Below are 18131 nucleotides of genomic sequence, written 5' to 3'. Positions count from 1 at the left end.
GGGGCCGCAGGCCGCCTTGGGGCGGCCCGGCGCCGGCCTGACTGCTTCGTTCAAGGCTGGCTGAATTCAGAATAGGCCTGGAAGGCCTCTCCATTTCGACAAAACGCCCCGCCGGCTCGCGCCGCGGGGCGTTTTGTCTTGGGGCTGAAACCCGTTCTACTTGAGCAGGCCCTTGATGTTGGCGTCGATGGGCATGGCGTAGTCATGGGCCGCCAGCACCACATTGCCCTCGGGCACCACCAGCTTCACGCTGAGGTAAAGCATCTTGCCCGACGAGGTGTAGGTGCCCACGATGACCGCCTGGGCCGACTGGGTCTGGCTGATGTCCTGCACCTCACGCGACAACAGCAGCGCGCCCTGCGAGGCTTTCATGAACAGGTTCTCGCGCAGTTTGAGTTCTTTCACCGCGTAGCCGCGCTGGGCCAGGCGCCCGCCCACCAACTCCGAGAACAGGCGCCCCAGCCGCGACGACTCGGTCAGCACCTCCAGGTTCACAAAGGTCGCCACCAACAACGGTTGCTTGCGGTCCAGTTGCAGGCCGGCCACCAAGGCGTCGGCGGCCTTGTAGTTGACGTCGATCAGATCGGTGCGCACGTTGTCGTCCACCGGCGGGGTGGACGAGCAGGCGCCCAGGCCCAGGGCGGTCACGCCCGCCACGGCCACGCCCAGCAGGTGGCGGCGTCGGGGTTGCCTCATGGGCCCACCACCTTCCAGTTGCGCGTGGCCACCGGGGGCGGGCCGGCGTCGGCCGCCTTGAGCGGCTTGGGCACATACAGGCCCCCGTCCTCACCGTCGATGTAATAGACATCGGCCGTGCGGGCCAAAAAGGTGTCTTCGCGCTCCAGCGAGGTGGTGATCAGCACCTCGGTGCGCGTGGGGCCGCCCGCAGCCGTGCCATCGCGCCAGCGACGCGAGAGGTCGGTGATCGCCCCCAGAGACAACAGGCTGCCCACATAGTTGCCGGTCACGTGGTCGTAGGCATACAGGTCGCGCACCACCGAGATGCCTGCGGCCAGGCCCAAGGCGGGCATGGGGCTCTGGTTCTCCACCTCGCTGGGGTGTTCGATCAACTGGGTTTCAAAACGCACCACCAGCGGCCCGGGCTGGCGCGACACGATGGCGCCATGGTCCACCAGGCGGGTCAGCAACAACTCGCGAAAGCTCTGGTTGAAGGTGCCCGGTGCAGCCGGCACCACATACACCGCCGGCAAGGCCATCGGGTAGCTGCGGATCTTGTCGGCAATGCGCCGGGCCGAATCATCCGCCAGCACGTCCCAGTGGTGCACCGAGCGCGCCTTCTTCTGGCTGCTGATCGGGTAGTTGTCGGCGCGCGGCACGTCCAGCGAACTGCAGCCGCCTGCCAGCAGGGCGGCACCCAGCACCAGAGGGGTCCAACAGCTTGGCTTCATGCTCACACACCTTTTAACGCTTGTCATCGCACCCGATGCTATCGGCCCGGCGCCGGCCGCATCGGCCAAAGAAAGCCCGGAATGCCTGCCATTCCTCAAGACAGGGGCAGTTGGGTGGTTGACAGCACCTGCTTGAGCCCCATGAACGAGCGGATCTGCCGCACCCCGGGCAGGTACAGCAGTTGTTCGGCGTGCAGTTGGTTGAAGGTCTCGCTGTTGCGTGTGCGCACCAACATGAAGTAGTCGAACTCGCCCGTGACCACATGGCACTCCATGCAGCCCGAGATCCTGGCCGCCGCCTTCTCGAAGGCCTCGAAGGATTCGGGCGTGGATCGGTCCAGCACCACCCCGATCAGCACCACCATGCCGGCCCCCAAGGACAGCGGGTTGAGCAAGGCCACCGTGCGCTGGATGTAGCCGGCCTGGCGCAGGCGATCGACCCGGCGCAGGCAGGCCGGCGGGCTCAGATGCACCTTCTCGGCCAATGCCACGTTCGACAACGAGGCATCCCGTTGCAGCAGCTTCAGCAGGGCTCGATCGGTGCGGTCCAGCTCGGGGTTCAGCGGGGCTGAATCGCTCTTTTCTGGCGCACTCTTTGAACGAATTTTTGTTGTGCTCATGGTCATTTTCAAAAAATTTTCAAATCACCAGATTGATATTGTCGTCATTTTCGAAGATTGAATCGATTGATTTTGCAATCCTGTTAATCGCCATATTTCATAGCATTGTCACACCAACCCAGCCCCTGAAAGGTGTGTCGATGCCTAGCTTCTTCGCCAGCTTCGAGGCCTGGGTCGCCACCCTTCAACCCTTTGAGAAAACCATGAACCTGCAGAAATTTCCCCGCTATCCCCTGACCTTCGGCCCCAGCCCGATCCAGCCCCTGAAGCGCCTGAGCGCCCACCTGGGCGGCAAGGTCGAGCTGTACGCCAAGCGCGAGGACTGCAACAGCGGCCTGGCCTTTGGCGGCAACAAGACCCGCAAGCTCGAGTACCTGATCCCCGAAGCGATTGCCGGCGGCTACGACACCCTGGTGTCCATCGGTGGCATCCAGTCCAACCAGACCCGCCAGGTGGCCGCAGTCGCTGCCCACCTGGGCATGAAGTGCGTGCTGGTGCAAGAGAACTGGGTCAACTACAGCGATGCGGTGTACGACCGGGTGGGCAACATCGAGATGTCGCGCATTCTGGGCGCCGATGTGCGCCTGGACGCAGCCGGCTTTGACATCGGCATCCGCCCCAGCTGGGAGCAGGCCATGGAAGACGTGCGTCAAGCCGGTGGCAAACCGTTCCCGGTGCCCGCAGGTTGCTCCGAGCACCCCTACGGCGGCCTGGGCTTTGTGGGCTTTGCCGAAGAGGTGCGTGCACAGGAAGCCGAACTGGGCTTCAAGTTCGACTACATCGTGGTCTGCTCGGTCACCGGCAGCACCCAGGCCGGCATGGTCGTGGGCTTTGCGGCCGACGGCAGGGCCCGCCGCGTGATCGGCATTGATGCCTCGGCCAAGCCTGAGCAGACCCATGCCCAGGTGCTGCGCATTGCACAGAACACCGCCAAGCTGGTCGAACTGGGCCAGGAGATCACGGCCGAAGACGTGGTGCTGGACACCCGCTACGGCGGCCCCGAGTACGGCCTGCCCAACGAAGGCACGCTGGAGGCCATCCGCCTGTGCGCCCGCCAGGAGGGCATGTTGACCGACCCGGTGTACGAGGGCAAATCCATGCACGGGATGATCGACATGGTGCGCAACGGCGAATTCCCGGCCGGCTCGCGTGTGCTGTACGCGCACCTCGGCGGCGTGCCAGCGCTCAACGCCTACAGCTTCCTGTTCCGCAACGGTTGATCCATGGTGCGGCGGCCCGCCAAGGCCGCCCCCGGCGCGCGGCGCCCCTGACGCTCACAGGGCCCGCGCAGCGACAAGGAGACATGTGCCTTTGGCCCTCGGGCCGGTCTGCCCTGGCACGGCAGACCCCAAAACCACCCCCCAAGTCCTTCTCCTCGCTGCCCCACCATGAAACTCACCAAGCGTCAGTTCACCCAGGCCCTGGCGGCCTCGCTGCTCCCCCTCGGCCAGGCCCGCGCCCAGGCCTTTCCCAACCACCCTTTGCAGCTGGTGATCCCCTTCCCGCCAGGCGGCGCCACCGATGTGGCAGGCCGCCTGATCGGCAAGAAGCTGGGCGAACGCCTGGGCCAGGCCGTGGTCATCGACAACCGGGCTGGCGCCGGCACCGTGGTCGGGGCCACCGTGGTGGCCAACGCGCCGGCCGACGGCTATACCCTGCTGCTCAGCTCGGGCTCCACCTTCACGCTGAACCCGGCCCTCAACCCCCGCCTGCCCTACGACCCTGTGAAAAGCTTCGAGCCCATCGGCATGGCCGCCCGCGTGCCCATGGCGGTGCTGGTCAACAAACAAGTCCCCATCGACACGCTCAAGCAACTGGTGGCCGCCGTGAAGCAGGCGCCCGACCGCTATGCCTATGCCTCGTTCGGCAGCGGCACCAGCTCGCACTTTGCCGGCGAGCTGGTCTGGAGCGCCCTGGGCATCAAGCTGCTGCACGTGCCCTACAAAGGCAGCGCCCCGGCCATGAGCGACCTGATCGGCGGCCAGGTGCCGATCAGTATCGACACGGTGGCTGCGGCGCTGCCCCATGTGCGCAGCGGCAAGATCAAGGTGATCGCGCTCACGGGCCCCCAGCGCTCCCCCCTGCTGCCCGAGGTTCCCACGGTGGCTGAAAGCACCGGCACCGACTTCGCCTTCGATGCCTGGCTGGCCCTGATGGCCCCCCGTGGCCTGCCCGCCGAGGCCCGGCAGCGCCTGCAGGTGGCGCTGGCAGAAAGCCTGAGCGACAACGAACTGCGCGACAAGCTGCAAGCGGCCGGCATGCAAAAGGACTGGGCCTCGGCCCAGGCCGTCAGCAAGCTGATCGATGCCGAGCTGCCGCGCATGCGCGCCATCGCGCTGCGAGCCGGCATCCAGGCCGAATAGACGAGCCCCCTCCCCCGCACCTTGGGCAAGGGGCGCCCTCAGCGCCCGACCAGCGCCAGCGCCTGACGTTGCAACTCGGGCACCAGGCTGAGCGCCAGGTGAAGCTGCGAACGCAGCACCAGATCAGGCCCGGCATCAGCATCGGCCACCGGCGGTGCGGCCAGTGCCGCAGCATCGATCGGGGCCGATGGCAAGGCCCCGCCCTCGATGGCCGTGGCCGTGTCCGCCAGCGCGTTCTGCAGCCATTCGACGGCCTGGGCCACATCGGGGGCGAACTCCTGGGCCTGGCCCTCCAGCCGATGGGCTCCCAGAGCCGACAGGTAATTCAACAGCGTGTGCGCCTGCACCATGAAACGCATGCCGGCCGCACCATGGCGGCGCAGGTAGGCTGGCTCGTCAAACACCTCGCGCAAAGCCCCGGACAGCGCCGCATCGGCGTTGTGGGCGTTGCGCCGGGCCAGCCGGTAGTCCAGGTGCTCGCGCTTGCCAGACTGGTACTGACGCGCAATCTCGCGCAGGTAGGCCGCCTGGCTGCGCAGCAACTGGGCAGACAGCTTGGGCAATTGCCGCGACTGCCAGTCAGGCAGCACCAGCCACACCGTCAGGCCGGCAATCAAGGCACCGATCAAGGTGTCCAGCAGGCGCGGCAAGATCAGGTCGAAGCCATTGCCCACCTGGTTGAAGGCCAGCAGCACCAGGATGGTGATGGCCCCCGAGGCCAGGGTGTAACGGGTCTGGCGCGCCGCCACAAAGACCACGCCGGCCACCACGGTGAACACCGATTGCAGCAACAACCCCGGAAACAGCTTGAGCAAGGCCCAGCCCACCATCAGGCCCAGCACGGTGCCCCCCACCCGCTGCCCCAGGCGGCGCAGGGTGTCGCCGTAATGGGGCCGGCACACGAACACGATGGTGAGCAGGATCCAGAAGCCGTGCTCGTCGCCACTCACCGTCATCCAGACAAAGGCCACCATCAGCGCCACCGCCAGGCGCAGGCCATGGCGCAGCAGCACCGAACTGGCACTGAACTGCTGGCGGATGCGCCCCCAGGCCTCGGCCAGGTTTCGCGGCCCCCGGTCCAGCAGGCTCGTGTCCGCCTCCAGCAAGGGGTACTGCTCAGGCCACAGGGCACTGCGGATCACCTTCTGCATGCCGGCCAGATTGCGCGCCAGGGCGCGCAGCGAGCGCAGTCGCAACGGTGCCCCGACACCCTGCTCACGCTGCGCCCAGGCCAGCTCCGGCAAAGACGCCAGCAAAGCGATCGAGCCCTGCAGGTCCTCCAGGGCCGGCTGGCTGTCGTTCACTGCCTCGACCGGGCCTTGCAGGCGCAGCGCCTGCGCCAGCCGGGTGCAATCCTGCCCCACCCCGGCCAGCACACGCTGGCAGCGGTACAGCACATCGCTGTGGAAGAAGCTCTGCGCCAGCAACTCGTAGTTTTCGTGAGAAGAGCTGGCGCGCTCGTGCAGGTCCTGTGCCACCAGGTACTGTTGCAAGGCCAGGCGCAGCCAGCGCGGGCCGGCGGTCTCCAGCGTCGGGCCGGCGTGGCGCGGGCGCCGGCTCAGCAGGCTTTCCTTGGTCTGGTTCAGGGCCTGCACCACGCGGCCATTCTGCAAGGCCAGGCCAACGCGGCGGCGCTCGATGTCCACCCCCCGCACGGGTTCGAACAGGCGCGACTTCAGACGCAGGTACTCCCCCAGGGCCTCGTACAGCAGGGCCAGGTTCTGCACCACCTGCAGGTTGGGGAACCAGGCCGCCCAACACACCGACAGCAGCCCATACCAGGCCGCGCCCGCCAACAGCAACAGCGCATGCGGCAAGCCGGGGGCCGCCGAGTCGTTGCCATGCGCGGCCAAGGCGGTGTACAGGCCCAGGATCAGGGTCGCCGAGCCGATGGCCCGGTAACTCTCGCTCAAGGCACCCAGCAGGGCCAGGCCCACCGCAGCCAGGGCCAGCACCGCCATCAGGGCCGGTTTGCTGTGCAGGGTGAACTGCACCGCCAGTGCCATGGCGGCAAAGCACAGCAGGGTGATCAGCAGCGCGCGCAGGCGCCCGCGCCAGCTGTCATCGGTCTCGGCCAGGGCGCTGGCATTGACCCCCAGCACCAACGGGATCAGCGCCGCGGTCTGGTCCAGCCACCAGGCGCCGGCCACCACCGTGCCCAGCGCGATCAGGGCACGCACCCCCTTGAGCAGAAATTTGTAGTGCCAGCCGGGCTGCCAACCCCAGTGCCACATCGAACTCCACATCGGACTCCACATCGGGCCACCCTCTTGAATACCTTGTTGCAAAAAACAGAAACGCCAGAACAAAAGCAGGCCCGAGGGCCTGCTTTTGTTCTTTGCAATTTGTGCGCCAGTGTGCACCCCGCCGGCCTCAAACCGGCCACAACACCCTCAACCGGTGTTGCGCAAACCGGCGGCGATGCCGTTGATGGAGATGTGGATACCGGTCTGCACACGCTCGTCCGCGTCGCTGCCCGAGCGGTAGCGCCGCACCAGTTCGACCTGCAGGTGATGCAGCGGGTCGATGTAGGGGAAGCGGTGCCGGATGGAACGCGCCAGCGCCTCGTTGTGGGCCAGGCGCTGCTTGTCGCCGGTGATCTGGGTCAGCGCCTCGGCGGTGCGGTGCCACTCGGCTTCGATCATGGCGAACACCTTCTTGCGCAGGCGCGAATCGCTCACCAGTTCCGCATAGCGCGAGGCCAGGGCCAGGTCGCTCTTGGCCAGCACCATGTCCATGTTGGACAACAGGGTGCGGAAGAAAGGCCACTGCCGGTACATGCGCTGCAACAGGGCCAGGGCCTCCTTGCGACCATCCTTGCCCGCGGCTGCCGGGCGGGACAGGAAGGCCTCGACGGCCGAACCAAAGCCGAACCAGCCCGGCAGGGTGAGGCGGCACTGGCCCCAGCTGAAGCCCCAGGGAATGGCGCGCAGGTCTTCGATGCGCTGGCTGGCCTTGCGCGAAGCCGGGCGCGAGCCGATGTTGAGTTCGGCAATCTCCCGGATCGGGGTGGAGCCGAAGAAATAGTCGGTGAAACCGTTGGTCTCATAGACCAGGGCCCGGTAAGCCCCCATGCTGGCCTGCGACAACTCGGCCGCGGCCTGATGAAAGGCCTTGGTAGCCGGCTTGGTGGGCTGCAGCAGCGTGGCCTCCAGCGTGGCGGCGACCAGGGTTTCGAGGTTGCGGCGCCCGATTTCGGGGTTGGCGTACTTCGAACCGATCACCTCGCCCTGCTCGGTCAGGCGGATCTGGCCCCGCACCGTGCCCGGGGGTTGAGCCAGGATGGCCTGGTAGCTGGGGCCACCACCACGCCCCACCGTGCCGCCACGGCCATGAAACATGCGCAACTGGATGCCATGGCTGGCGGCCAGTTCCTCGAACAGCTCGACCAGGGCGATTTCGGCGCGGTAGAGCTCCCAGTTGCTGGTGAAGATGCCGCCGTCCTTGTTGCTGTCGGAGTAGCCCAGCATGATGTCCTGCTCGCCACCGCTGCGCTGCACCAGCTCGGCCATGCCCGGCAGGGCATAGAACTCGCGCATGATGGGCGCGGCATTGCGCAGGTCTTCGATGGTTTCGAACAGCGGCACCACGATCAGGTCACTGACCGCAGGGCTTGCACTGGCCGTCGGCTCCTGCAGCAGCCCACGCACCAGGCCGACCTCTTTTTGCAGCAGCATCACCTCCAGCAGATCGCTGACGGTCTCGGTGTGGCTGATGATGTAGTGGCGGATGGCCTGATGCCCATAGCGCTGGCGCATCACGCGCGCCGCCTCGAAGATGGCCAACTCACTGCGGGCGTGGGCCGAATAGCTGGCGCCCATCACACGCAACGGGCGCGCGTCGTTGAGCAGCTTGACCAGCAAGGCACGCTTGGCCGCCTCCTGCAGGCTGCTGTAGTCGGGTTCGATGCGGGCCGTGGCCAGCAATTCGGCCACCACCTCTTCATGCTTGTCCGAGCTCTGGCGCAAATCGACCGTGGCCAGGTGAAACCCGAACACCTCGACCGCGCGGATCAGCGGGTGCAGACGCTCATTGACCAGGGCCTCGCCGTGGTGGGCGTTCAAAGAGGCCTCGATCACGCGCAGATCGGCCAAAAAGTCGGCGGCATCGGGGTAGGCGTTCTGCGGCGCCACGGCATGGCGGGCTGCATCCCCCCCGGTCAGGTCTTTCAGGCTGGCGGCCAGGCGGGCATAGACGCCGGTCAGGGCGCGGCGATAGGGCTCGTCCTGGCGGTGTTCATTGGTGTCCGGCGAATGTTCGGCCAGGGCCTGCATCTCGGGGGTGACGCCCACCAGGCGGGCCGACATCGACAGCTCGCCACCCAGGTAGTGCACCTCGGTCAGGTAGTGGCGCAGCGCCACCTCGGCCTGGCGCTTCAGCGCGTACTCCAGCGTGCCGGCACTGACGTTCGGGTTGCCGTCGCGGTCCCCGCCAATCCACTGCCCCATGCGGAAGAACGTGGCCACCGGATGGTTGCCCAGTTCGCGCTCCAGATCGGCGTACAGCTTGGGGATCTCGCGCAGGAAGGTGGCCTCGTAGTAGCTCAGCGCGTTCTCGATCTCGTCGGCCACGGTGAGCTTGGAATAACGCAGCAGACGGGTGTGCCACAGCTGCATCACGCGGGCGCGCAGCAGCGCTTCGTTGGCAGCCAGCTCACGCGGGGTCAGGGCATCCTTGGAGGTGTTGTAGACCAGGGCGCGCAGCCGGATCTCATCACGCGCGGTCAGCAACTGGGCGATGTCGCGCTCGGCGTCCAGGATGCTCTTGCGCTGCACCTCGGTCGGGTGGGCCGTGAGCACCGGCGCCACATAGCTCTGCGCCAGGGTCTGCGAAATGGTCTTGGGGGCGATGCCCGCCCAGCGCAGGCGCGCCATGGCCACTTCGATGCTGCCCTCTTGCGTGTCGCCGGCGCGCTCGTGCACGGTGCGGCGCCGGATGTGGTGCCGGTCCTCGGCCAGGTTGGCCAGGTGACTGAAGTAGGTGAAGGCGCGGATCACGCTCACGGTCTGGTCGCCCGACAGCGACTTCAGCAGCTTCTTGAGCGCCCGGTCAGCCTCCTGATCGGCGTCGCGGCGGAAGGCCACCGACAGTTTGCGCACCTGCTCCACCAGTTCGTAGGCGGCCACGCCCTCCTGCTCCCGGATCACGTCCCCCAGAATGCGCCCCAAGAGGCGGATGTCGTCAATCAGGGGCTGGTCCTTGTCGGATCGTTTCATGCGTCTGTCTCCAAGAGGGTGTGGCGGGCGCGGCTCAAATCCGACCGCTGGGACACAGGCGGTCGGCTTAGGGCGTAATGCGGGGCATGCTAGCATCCAAGACCGCTTGAAGATTACAAAAAGGTTACGAGCTTGAGCCAGCCAGCCGCCCCCATCGTCGCCCCTCACCTTGCTCCGATCGTGATCGCCACGCGCGAAAGCCGGCTCGCCCTGTGGCAGGCCGAACACGTCAAGGCCCTGCTGGAGGCGCAAGGCCACACCGTCACCCTGCTGGGCATGACCACCAAGGGCGACCAGATCCTGGACCGCTCGCTGTCCAAGGTGGGTGGCAAGGGCCTGTTTGTCAAAGAGCTCGAAGTGGCCCTGGAAGAAGGCCGTGCCGACATCGCCGTGCATTCGCTCAAGGATGTACCCATGGACCTGCCCGACGGTTTCGAGCTGGCCTGCGTGATGGAGCGCGAAGACCCGCGCGACGCCTTTGTTTCGCCCCAGTACGCCTCGTTGCACGAGTTGCCCGAAGGCGCCGTGGTCGGCACTTCCAGCCTGCGCCGCACCGTGCTGCTGCGCGCGCTGCGCCCTGATCTGCGCATCGAGCCCCTGCGCGGCAACCTGGATACCCGCCTCAAGAAGCTGGACGACGGCCAGTACGCTGGCATCGTGCTGGCGGCCGCCGGCCTGAAGCGCCTGGGCCTGGCCGAGCGCATCCGCGCCGTGTTCGAACCGGACCACATGCTGCCGGCCGCCGGCCAGGGCGCCCTGGGCATCGAGATCCGAAGTGGGCGCGCCGACCTGCGTGCGGCCCTGGCGCCCCTGGCCCACCAGCGCACCTGGTTGACCGTGACCGCCGAACGCGCCATCAGCCGCGCCATGGGTGGCAGTTGCTCCATGCCGCTGGCCGCCCACGGCGAATGGCACGGCGACGAACTGCGCTTGCGCGCGGCCTGGGGTGACCCGGACAGCGCCAACGTGGCCCTGGTCCAGGCCAGCGGCCAACGCGGACTCGACTCCCTGGCCAGTGCGGCCGAGCTGGGCGACGAAGTGGCTGAGCTGCTGCAAGCCGGCGGCGCACGCCGCGTGCTGCCCACGCCTGAAATCCCCTGAACACCCGCCACGCCATGTCCGCCCCGCGCGTCCTGGTCACCCGGCCCGAACCCGAGGCCAGTGACTGGGCCCGGCAACTGGGCCTGCGCGGCCTGCGGGCCGAAGCCCTGCCCCTGATCGAGATCGCCGCGCCCCGCGCCGGCGGGCAGCACCTGGCGCAAACCCGGTGGCGCGCCCTGATGTTTGTCAGCGGCAATGCGGTGCATCACTTTGCCACCACACCCGGCGCCCAGGCCTGCCTGAGCGAGGCCCGCTGCTGGGCCCCCGGGCCGGGCACGGCCCGCGCCCTGCTGGCCGCCGGCGTGCCGGCCGAACGCATTGACACCCCGCCCGCGGAAGCCGGGCAGTTTGACTCGGAACACCTGTGGCCCCAGGTGCAGGCCCAGATCCAGCCCGGTGATCAGGTGCTGATCGTGCGCGGCGTCGACGCCCCTGCCGATCCGGCTGCGGCCCTGCCCCCAGAGCAGGCCGGCCGGGGCTCGGGGCGCGAGTGGCTGAGCCAGCGCATCACCGAGGCGGGTGGCCAGGTCAGCCACCATGTGGCCTATGAGCGCCGCCCACCGGCCCCGGCCGGGGTCTTGCGTGAGCGCGCCCTGGCCGCGGCGGGTGATGGCACGGTGTGGCTGTTCAGCAGCTCCGAAGCGGTGCGCAACCTGCAAAGCTGGTTGCCCGAGGCCCGCTGGCAAGGCGCACGCGCCCTGGTGACCCACCCACGCATCGCCGAAGCGGCGGCCCGCGCGGGCTTTGGACAGGTGCTCGCCACCCGCCCGACGCTCGAAGACGTGGCGGCCTCGATAGAATCCCTGACATGAGTTCAGTGCCACCGATCGACACCCCGACCGACGAGTCCCGTCCGCCTCAGCCGACTGCGGACGCGCCGGCAACACCGCGCACCGCCTTCAGCCGGCCCGGCCAGCCCTTGACCTGGGCGGCCCTGGCCGTGGCGGGCCTGGCCCTGGTGGCCAGTGTTTCCCTGTGGCAGAAGATCGGCAACCTCCAAGAGCAGCTGGCGCGCCAGTCGGCCGACAGCAGCAGCCAGGCCATTGAAGCCCGCGCCCTGGCCCGCCAGGCCCAGGAGCAGGCACGCGATGCCGCGGCCCGGGTCAGCCTCAATGAAACCCGGCTCAGTGAAGTGGCCCTGCAGCGCACCCAGCTCGAAGAGCTGATGCAAAGCCTGTCGCGCTCACGCGACGAAAACCTGGTGGTCGACATCGAATCCTCGCTGCGACTGGCCCAGCAACAGGCCCAGCTGACAGGCAGCGTCGAGCCCATGCTGGCCGCCCTCAAAACGGCCGACCAACGCATCGCCCGCGCGGCACAACCCCGCCTGGCCCCCTTGCAGCGGGCGATCCAGCACGACAGCGACCGCATCAAGTCGGCCAGCGTCACCGACACGCCCGGCCTGTTGGCGCGCCTGGACGAGCTGGCCCGCCAGGTCGACGAACTGCCCGTGCTCAATGCTGTGGCCAATGCCCCAGGGCGCCGACCGGCCCCACCCACCACCGCCACCGCCCCGGCCAGCGCTGCCGCCCAGGCCCAGGACTGGTGGGACAACACCGCCGGCAAGGCCCTGGCCCTGGTGCGCGACGAAATGCGAAACCTGGTCCGCGTGAGCCGCATCGACCAGCCCGAAGCCGCGCTGCTGGCGCCTGAACAAAGCTTTTTCCTGCGCGAGAACCTCAAGCTGAAGCTGCTCAATGCCCGCCTGGGCGTGCTGGCGCGCCAGACCGAATCGGCCCGCGCCGATCTGGCCGCTGCCGCCACGCAGATCAACAAGTATTTCGATCCAGCCTCGCGCCGCACCCAAAGCGCCGCCACCTTGCTGCAGCAACTGCAAAGCCAGCTCAAGGCGGTCGAGTTGCCGCGCCTGGACGAAACCCTGACCGCGCTGGCCACGGCCGCCGCGGGCCGCTGAGGAAAAGAGGCCCACCATGCGCGCAGCCTTGTGGTTTCTGGCCCTGTTCGGCATTGCCGTCGCCATGGCCTTGTTTGCCGGCAACAACCAGGGCACGGTGACCCTGTTCTGGCCGCCCTACCGGATCGACCTGTCCCTGAACATGGTGCTGTTGCTGCTGGTGGGCGGCTTCGTGGTGCTGCATGCCGCCCTGCAGGCCCTGGCCGCCCTGTTCGAGATGCCCCACCAGGCGCGCCGCTGGCGCCTGCAGCAGAAAGAGCGCGCCATGCATGGCGCCCTGCTCGACGGCATGATGCATTTGCTGTCGGGCCGCTTCGTGCGGGCCAGCAAGGCGGCCGAGGCCGCGCTGGCGCAGGAGCACTCGCTCAGCGCCAGTGCCCATTACGGCGGTGCCGGCCACCAACTGCGCACCCTGGCCCACCTGGTGGCCGCCGATGGTGCCCACGCGCTGCAAGACCGACCCCGCCGCGACGAGCACCTGCGCCAGGCGCTGGAAGAAACCGCGCTGCGCCAGAACGCGCAGACCCAGGAACTGTACGAAGGCGCCCAGCTGCGCTCGGCCCGCTGGATGCTGGACGACCGCGACGCCTCCGGGGCCCTGGCCCGACTCGAAGACCTGCCCCAGGGCGCCTCGCGGCGCACCATTGCCTTGCGCACCCGCCTCAAGGCAGCGCGCCTGGCCGGGCAGACCCTGATGGCCCTGGAAACCGCCCGCCTGCTGGCCAAGCACCGCGCCTTCTCCACGGCCGCCGCCCAGAGCATCGTGCGCGGACTGGCGGCCGAGCTGCTCAACTCGGCCCACGATCCGGCCCAGTTGCAGCAGGTCTGGCAGCAGCTCGACCCGGCTGAACGCCAGATGCCCGAACTGGCCCTGCAGGCCGCGCTGCGACTGAACCACCTCGGCGGTGACGACGTGCAGGCCCGGCATTGGCTGCTGCCGGTGTGGGAGCGCATGGTCAGCCTGCCCGATTCGCTGCCGGAGCACCTGCAACAGAAGTTGATCGAAGCCCTGGAACACAGCATGGAATCGCTGGACGCCTCCTGGCTGGCGCGCATCGAAAGCGCCCAGCAGGGCAACCCGCGCAACGCCCGGCTGGAGTATCTGGCCGGCGTGGCCTGCCTCAAGCGCCAGCTGTGGGGCAAGGCCCAGCAACTGCTGAGCCAGGCCAGCCAGCACCTGGAGGCCGGCCCCATGCAGCGCAACGCCTGGCGGGCACTGGCCCTGCTGGCCGAACGGCGCGGCGACGAGCCTGCCGCGGCGGCTGCCTGGCGCAACGCCGCCCTCTGCCCTTGAGCGCCGCTTCATGCCCTGAAGGCGGTTTGGCCGCCGCGCCATCGCGTTGGGCATTCAATTTTTTTGAATCGAAGCGTCAATCACGCTGAAACCCGGAGGCGGACGCGCTTCCTACACTGCAGACAGTTCAGGAACTTGTTGTTGATCAAACAGTCCACACAACGTCTTCAATCCGGGTTTCATCCATGACCTCTGTTTCACACGGCACCCCCAAGCGCTACAGCGCGCTGGCCATGGCCCTGCACTGGCTGCTGGCGGCTGCGCTGCTGGGGACCTTCTGCCTCGGCCTGTACATGGCTGATCTGCCTTTCTCACCGCAACGTCTCAAGTACTACAGCTGGCACAAATGGGCCGGCATGTCGATCCTGATCCTGTCGGTGCTGCGGCTGCTGTGGCGCCTCACGCACCGCCCGCCCGCACTGCCGGCGGCCGTCGAGCAAGCCATGCCGGCCTGGCAGCGTGCTGCCCACCATGGCACCCACCACCTGTTGTACCTGCTGTTCTTTGCCGTGCCCCTGATCGGCTGGGCCTACAGCTCGGCCGCCGGCTTCCCGGTGGTGCTGTTTGGCGTGCTGCCGATGCCTGACCTGCTGGCCCCCGACAAGGCCCTGGCCGAGCTGGTCAAGCCCTGGCACGAGATCGCAGCCTGGGCTCTGGCGACCCTGGCAGCCCTGCACGTGGCGGCCGCCCTCAAGCACCAGTTGATCGACCGCGACGGTCTGATCAACCGCATGCTGCCAGGCCGTGGCTGAACCAGGCCCCTTCTTTCTGCTCTCCGATTTCCATCTTTTCCAGCCGGCCCGTTGGCCGCAACAGGAGTGAACCATGACGACGATTTTCAAGCGTGCTCTCGCCGCCTCACTGGCCCTGAGTGCCATCGCAGCCTTTTCCCCGGCTCACGCCGACCAGAAGCTGGTCCCCGCCCAAAGCGAGATCATGTTCGTCAGCAAGCAGATGGGTGTGCCGGTGGAAGGCCGCTTCAAGAAGTTCGACGCCCAACTGAGCTTTGACCCGGCCAAGCCCGAAACCAGCAAGATCGCCATGACGGTGGATGTGGCCAGCGCCACCCTGGGCGTGCCTGAAAGCGATGCCGAACTGCCCAAGGCCCCCTGGTTCAACACCGCCAAGTTCCCGCAGGCCACCTTTCAGTCGACCTCGGCCAAGGGCCTGGGCGGCGGCAAGTTTGAAATCAGCGGCAAGCTGAGCATCAAGGGCCATGCCCAGGATGTGGTCGTGCCCGTGACCCTGACCCAGAACGGCGCCACCACCCTGGCCACTGGCGTGCTGCCCATCAAGCGCCTGGTCTTCAAGATCGGCGAGGGCGAATGGTCGGACACCGGCATGGTGGCCGACGACGTGCAGGTGAAGTTCAAGTTTGCGCTGACTGGCGTGGGCAAGCTTTGATCCGCGCTGCTTCCTGAATCCCGTCCATTTTCTTTTCCCCCGTTCCCTTTTCCTTTCCAACAGGAGTTTTCTACCATGCGTATTTCGATGATCGCCCTGGCCGCTGCTGCCGCCCTCTCTGCCGGTCTGGCCCAGGCTGAAACCGCCACCTACGGCGTTGACCCGACCCACACCTTCGCGACCTTCGAAATCAGCCACTTTGGTGCCGCCGTGAACCGTGGCCGCTTCGACAAGAAGGAAGGCACCGTGCAACTGGACAAGGCCGCCAAGACCGGCAAGGTCGAGATCACCTTCGACGCCACCTCGATCAACAGCGGCACCGCTGCCTTCGACAAGCACCTGCAAAGCGCCGACCTGTTCAACGCGCCGCAGTTCCCCACCTTCAAGTTCGTGGGTGACAAGTTCACCTTCGACGGTGACAAGGTGAGCAGCGTGGCCGGCAACCTGACCCTGCTGGGCAAGACCGCCCCGCTGACCCTGACCGCCAAGCAGTTCAACTGCTACCAAAGCCCCATGCTCAAGCGTGAAGTGTGCGGCGGCGACTTCGAAGCCACCATCGACCGCACCCAATGGGGCATGAACTACGGCATCGACTGGGGTTTCCCGAAGAACGTGCACCTGGTGGTGCAAGTGGAAGCCGTCAAGCAGTGATCGGCCAGCGGGCATCATTGATGCCTGCCTGAACAAGCCGCCGCAGCCCCTGGGTGCCGGCGGCTTTTTTGCGCCTGCCCTGCACTGGGGCCGCCTCAGCGCGCCGCCACCAAAAGCTGCACAAAGGTCTGCAGCCGGGCGCTGCTCTCAACGCCGATGGCGGTGAACTCCAGCCCGGCGCGCCAACGCGCCTCGAAGGGGCGACACTTGACCACCTTGGCGTACACATCGCTGACCGTGAAATCAACCAGCAGCAAGGGGAACTCCAGCTTCAGCTCGGAAAAGGGCTCCAGTGGCTGGTCCAGCTCGATCTGCAGTCCGTAGTAGCCCACGTCGATGATCACGGCAGGCCAGTGCGACGGCAGCACCACCTTGTGCTGCAGCTCCTGCATCGTGCAGGGCAGGCGCACCTCCACACGGTGGCTGCGCCGCACTTCAGCGCGTGGCACATGCAGCCCGCGCGACGGGATGGCCACCACCTCACGCACCCGGACGGCCTCGCTCTTGCCCTTGACATGCACCTCCATGGGGCCGGAGGCCTCGACCAGATGCGCGCAGCGCTGGTAGGTGTGCTCGCTGACCAGCACCTGCCCGCGCAGACTGAAGGATTCGATGCGCGAGGCCAGGTTGACCTCATCGCCGATCACCGTGTACTGCGAATAGGCAGCCGAGCCAAAGCGGCCCGCGATCACCTGCCCCGTGTTGATGCCGATGCCCATGTACAGCTCGGGCAGGCCCTGCGGCGGCCCCTCCCGATTGAGTTCGGCCATGGCCAGCTGCATCTCGACCGCGCACACCAGGGCCCGCTCCACGTCGTCCGGACGCCCCTCGGGCGCCCCGAACAAGGCCATCACCGAATCACCCATGAACTTGTCGATGGTGCCGCCGTGGCGCAGGATCACTTCGCTGAGCACGGCCAGGCAACGGTTCAGCAAAGCGATGATGACGCCGGCGGGCTGGGTGGCCGTGAGCGCCGTGAAGCCGCGCAGATCGGCCAGCACCACCGTCACCTCACGCTGATGCACCGGGCCGCTCCAGGGCGCCTGCACGCCCTGGCCGGTGAGCGCCAGCAACTCGGCCAGGCCGTCGGGGCTCAGCACCTGCCCGGTGTCACGGCGCACCAGGGCCTGCACGCGCAAGGCCTGGGCCGAGGTATCGATGTCGATCCTGTCCATCTGTTCTGGCTCCCTCAAAACCGCCAGCCCGTGGACAGGCGCCACATGTTCTGACTGCTGAAATTGACGTTGGGGTCCCAGGCCAGGTGCACAAAGGTGCGCGCGCCGTCCAGCCCCAGCGACCACCCCAGGCGCCGGATGCCCTGGCCATCGACCAGCCCGGTCTTGCGCAACACATCCACCGTCAGCCGCAGCCCATCGGCCACCGGACCTCGGTAGACCAGGTGCAGGTGCTGCTGATCGGGGTTCTGCCGGTTGTCGCGCACCACCAGCACCGACAACGAGCGGGATTCAGAGGGGCGGTAAGCCGCCCAGGCCATCCAGGCATCGTTGGGGTCGAAGTTGAGGTTGACATAAGGCCGCAGATTGGTGCGCCCCAGGCCCGCACCCGCCACCCAATGCTCCCCGCGCTCCAGGCCCAGGCTGCCCCCGGCAAAGCCGCCCGAGGCCAGCTGCAACGAGGGTTGCAGGCGCCAGCCCCCGGGCAGCGGCACCGATCGGTCCCAGCCGCCACGCCATTGCGTGCCCTGGCCATCGGCCTGGTAGCGCCCCAGCCAGACATTGCCACTGCCGTAGCCATAGCGCAGGTTCAGGTCGGCACCCGTGCTGGCAGCCTGCCCGCCACCCCGCATGGGGTACAGACCGAAGGTGAGTTTGTAGGGGTGATCGGGTGCCGCAGCCGAGGTGGGCGCCGACGCAGACTCTGCCGCGTCGGCAGTGCCTTGATCGGCCCAGGCGGCGCCGAGCAGGCTGCAGAAGGCCGCACAAGCCAGCATCCGCGCCCCGCACCCCCGGCTGCCCCATGGCGCGGCCAAGACCTTGGGCCAGGCCAGGCGATGCTCCGTGACGATCGAGTTCATAGGATCGCAATTATGGGTCCGGATCAACCGGCCAGCGCTGCTGAGCGGCATGCGCCCGCCCACCAAGCCCCCACTCACAAGGCCCCCAGACGCCCCCGCAGCGCCCTGTGGGCCAGGGGCCCA

Annotated in this window: 16 protein-coding genes; 9 read left to right on the top strand and 7 right to left on the bottom strand. The window is 67.5% G+C overall.

All coding sequences use genetic code 11. The features are described from left to right. Positions 1–156 precede the first annotated feature (156 nt). The 3 genes from AC07PT_RS28995 to AC07PT_RS28985 form a co-directional block, all read right to left on the bottom strand. Positions 157–696: a FlgO family outer membrane protein gene (locus tag AC07PT_RS28995; protein ID WP_494658981.1), complete on the bottom strand. Its 540-nt coding sequence runs from the start codon at positions 694–696 to the stop codon at positions 157–159. Continuing rightward, entirely contained in the window at positions 693–1409 is a 717-nt protein-coding gene (locus AC07PT_RS28990) for a hypothetical protein (RefSeq protein WP_492348024.1), read from the bottom strand. The genes AC07PT_RS28995 and AC07PT_RS28990 overlap by 4 nt, the downstream gene beginning before the upstream one ends. Before the next feature lie 95 nt (positions 1410–1504). Continuing rightward, positions 1505–2029 carry an Lrp/AsnC family transcriptional regulator gene (locus AC07PT_RS28985; protein ID WP_494658980.1) on the bottom strand — a complete coding sequence of 175 codons (525 nt, stop codon included), beginning with the start codon at positions 2027–2029 and terminating at the stop codon, positions 1505–1507. A 203-nt stretch (positions 2030–2232) separates the two neighbouring features. On the opposite strand from AC07PT_RS28985, the gene AC07PT_RS28980 reads away from it, so the two are divergent. Beyond that, positions 2233–3249 (top strand): 1-aminocyclopropane-1-carboxylate deaminase, encoded by a 1017-nt coding sequence (locus AC07PT_RS28980; protein WP_494658979.1) that lies wholly within the window; start codon positions 2233–2235, stop codon positions 3247–3249. Between the two features lie 168 nt (positions 3250–3417). Continuing rightward, positions 3418–4392 (top strand): Bug family tripartite tricarboxylate transporter substrate binding protein, encoded by a 975-nt coding sequence (locus AC07PT_RS28975; RefSeq protein ID WP_494658978.1) that lies wholly within the window; start codon positions 3418–3420, stop codon positions 4390–4392. Positions 4393–4430: 38 nt separating this feature from the next. On the opposite strand, the gene yccS is transcribed toward AC07PT_RS28975, so the two are convergent. Together yccS and ppc are read right to left on the bottom strand one after the other, a co-directional pair. Continuing rightward, positions 4431–6638, bottom strand: a complete 2208-nt coding sequence (gene yccS, locus AC07PT_RS28970) for a YccS family putative transporter (RefSeq protein ID WP_492348020.1) — start codon at positions 6636–6638, stop codon at positions 4431–4433. Positions 6639–6785: 147 nt separating this feature from the next. Then, positions 6786–9608: a phosphoenolpyruvate carboxylase gene (ppc, locus tag AC07PT_RS28965; RefSeq protein WP_492348019.1), complete on the bottom strand. Its 2823-nt coding sequence runs from the start codon at positions 9606–9608 to the stop codon at positions 6786–6788. 132 nt (positions 9609–9740) lie between these two features. Between ppc and hemC the strand changes: the two genes are divergently transcribed. From hemC to AC07PT_RS28930, 7 genes are all read left to right on the top strand, one after another. After that, the gene (gene hemC / locus AC07PT_RS28960; protein ID WP_494658977.1) at positions 9741–10709 is read left to right on the top strand and encodes a hydroxymethylbilane synthase; all 969 of its coding nucleotides are present in this window, start codon (positions 9741–9743) and stop codon (positions 10707–10709) included. Positions 10710–10723: 14 nt separating this feature from the next. Continuing rightward, on the top strand, positions 10724–11521 hold the full coding sequence (locus AC07PT_RS28955) for a uroporphyrinogen-III synthase (RefSeq protein WP_492348017.1): 798 nt from the start codon (positions 10724–10726) through the stop codon (positions 11519–11521). Continuing rightward, entirely contained in the window at positions 11518–12624 is a 1107-nt protein-coding gene (locus tag AC07PT_RS28950) for a uroporphyrinogen-III C-methyltransferase (RefSeq protein ID WP_494658976.1), read from the top strand. The genes AC07PT_RS28955 and AC07PT_RS28950 overlap by 4 nt, the downstream gene beginning before the upstream one ends. 16 nt (positions 12625–12640) lie before the next feature. After that, a complete protein-coding gene (locus tag AC07PT_RS28945) occupies positions 12641–13918 on the top strand; it encodes a heme biosynthesis protein HemY (RefSeq protein ID WP_494658975.1) in 1278 nt (425 codons plus the stop codon). Between the two features lie 185 nt (positions 13919–14103). After that, on the top strand, positions 14104–14670 hold the full coding sequence (locus AC07PT_RS28940; protein ID WP_492348014.1) for a cytochrome b: 567 nt from the start codon (positions 14104–14106) through the stop codon (positions 14668–14670). A gap of 73 nt (positions 14671–14743) precedes the next feature. Next, entirely contained in the window at positions 14744–15322 is a 579-nt protein-coding gene (locus AC07PT_RS28935) for a YceI family protein (RefSeq protein ID WP_494658974.1), read from the top strand. Between the two features lie 75 nt (positions 15323–15397). Continuing rightward, positions 15398–15973, top strand: coding sequence for a YceI family protein (locus tag AC07PT_RS28930; RefSeq protein ID WP_492348012.1), 576 nt, complete (start codon positions 15398–15400; stop codon positions 15971–15973). 95 nt (positions 15974–16068) lie between these two features. Here AC07PT_RS28930 and AC07PT_RS28925 read toward each other — a convergent pair whose 3' ends face one another. Both AC07PT_RS28925 and AC07PT_RS28920 read right to left on the bottom strand, forming a co-directional pair. Continuing rightward, positions 16069–17148, bottom strand: a complete 1080-nt coding sequence (locus tag AC07PT_RS28925) for an adenylate/guanylate cyclase domain-containing protein (protein WP_492348011.1) — start codon at positions 17146–17148, stop codon at positions 16069–16071. Between the two features lie 14 nt (positions 17149–17162). Next, positions 17163–18008 carry a hypothetical protein gene (locus tag AC07PT_RS28920; RefSeq protein WP_494658973.1) on the bottom strand — a complete coding sequence of 282 codons (846 nt, stop codon included), beginning with the start codon at positions 18006–18008 and terminating at the stop codon, positions 17163–17165. Positions 18009–18131: the final 123 nt, after the last annotated feature.

It is taken from the genome of Curvibacter sp. GW821-FHT09D12 (assembly GCF_059416245.1).
Note: the sequence above shows the minus strand (reverse complement) of the source record. Positions and strands in the feature narration are given on the sequence as shown.

Bases quoted from the DNA above. Each gene is read 5' to 3' on its own strand.
- AC07PT_RS28940 (WP_492348014.1), top strand. From the start codon at position 14,104: ATGACCTCTGTTTCACACGGCACCCCCAAGCGCTACAGCGCGCTGGCC.
- AC07PT_RS28980 (WP_494658979.1), top strand. From the start codon at position 2,233: ATGAACCTGCAGAAATTTCCCCGCTATCCCCTGACCTTCGGCCCCAGC.
- AC07PT_RS28975 (WP_494658978.1), top strand. From the start codon at position 3,418: ATGAAACTCACCAAGCGTCAGTTCACCCAGGCCCTGGCGGCCTCGCTG.
- AC07PT_RS28995 (WP_494658981.1), bottom strand. From the start codon at position 696: ATGAGGCAACCCCGACGCCGCCACCTGCTGGGCGTGGCCGTGGCGGGC.
- AC07PT_RS28950 (WP_494658976.1), top strand. From the start codon at position 11,518: ATGAGTTCAGTGCCACCGATCGACACCCCGACCGACGAGTCCCGTCCG.
- AC07PT_RS28985 (WP_494658980.1), bottom strand. From the start codon at position 2,029: ATGAGCACAACAAAAATTCGTTCAAAGAGTGCGCCAGAAAAGAGCGAT.
- AC07PT_RS28945 (WP_494658975.1), top strand. From the start codon at position 12,641: ATGCGCGCAGCCTTGTGGTTTCTGGCCCTGTTCGGCATTGCCGTCGCC.
- yccS (WP_492348020.1), bottom strand. From the start codon at position 6,638: ATGTGGAGTTCGATGTGGCACTGGGGTTGGCAGCCCGGCTGGCACTAC.
- AC07PT_RS28935 (WP_494658974.1), top strand. From the start codon at position 14,744: ATGACGACGATTTTCAAGCGTGCTCTCGCCGCCTCACTGGCCCTGAGT.
- AC07PT_RS28920 (WP_494658973.1), bottom strand. From the start codon at position 18,008: ATGAACTCGATCGTCACGGAGCATCGCCTGGCCTGGCCCAAGGTCTTG.
- AC07PT_RS28925 (WP_492348011.1), bottom strand. From the start codon at position 17,148: ATGGACAGGATCGACATCGATACCTCGGCCCAGGCCTTGCGCGTGCAG.
- AC07PT_RS28990 (WP_492348024.1), bottom strand. From the start codon at position 1,409: ATGAAGCCAAGCTGTTGGACCCCTCTGGTGCTGGGTGCCGCCCTGCTG.
- AC07PT_RS28955 (WP_492348017.1), top strand. From the start codon at position 10,724: ATGTCCGCCCCGCGCGTCCTGGTCACCCGGCCCGAACCCGAGGCCAGT.
- AC07PT_RS28930 (WP_492348012.1), top strand. From the start codon at position 15,398: ATGCGTATTTCGATGATCGCCCTGGCCGCTGCTGCCGCCCTCTCTGCC.
- ppc (WP_492348019.1), bottom strand. From the start codon at position 9,608: ATGAAACGATCCGACAAGGACCAGCCCCTGATTGACGACATCCGCCTC.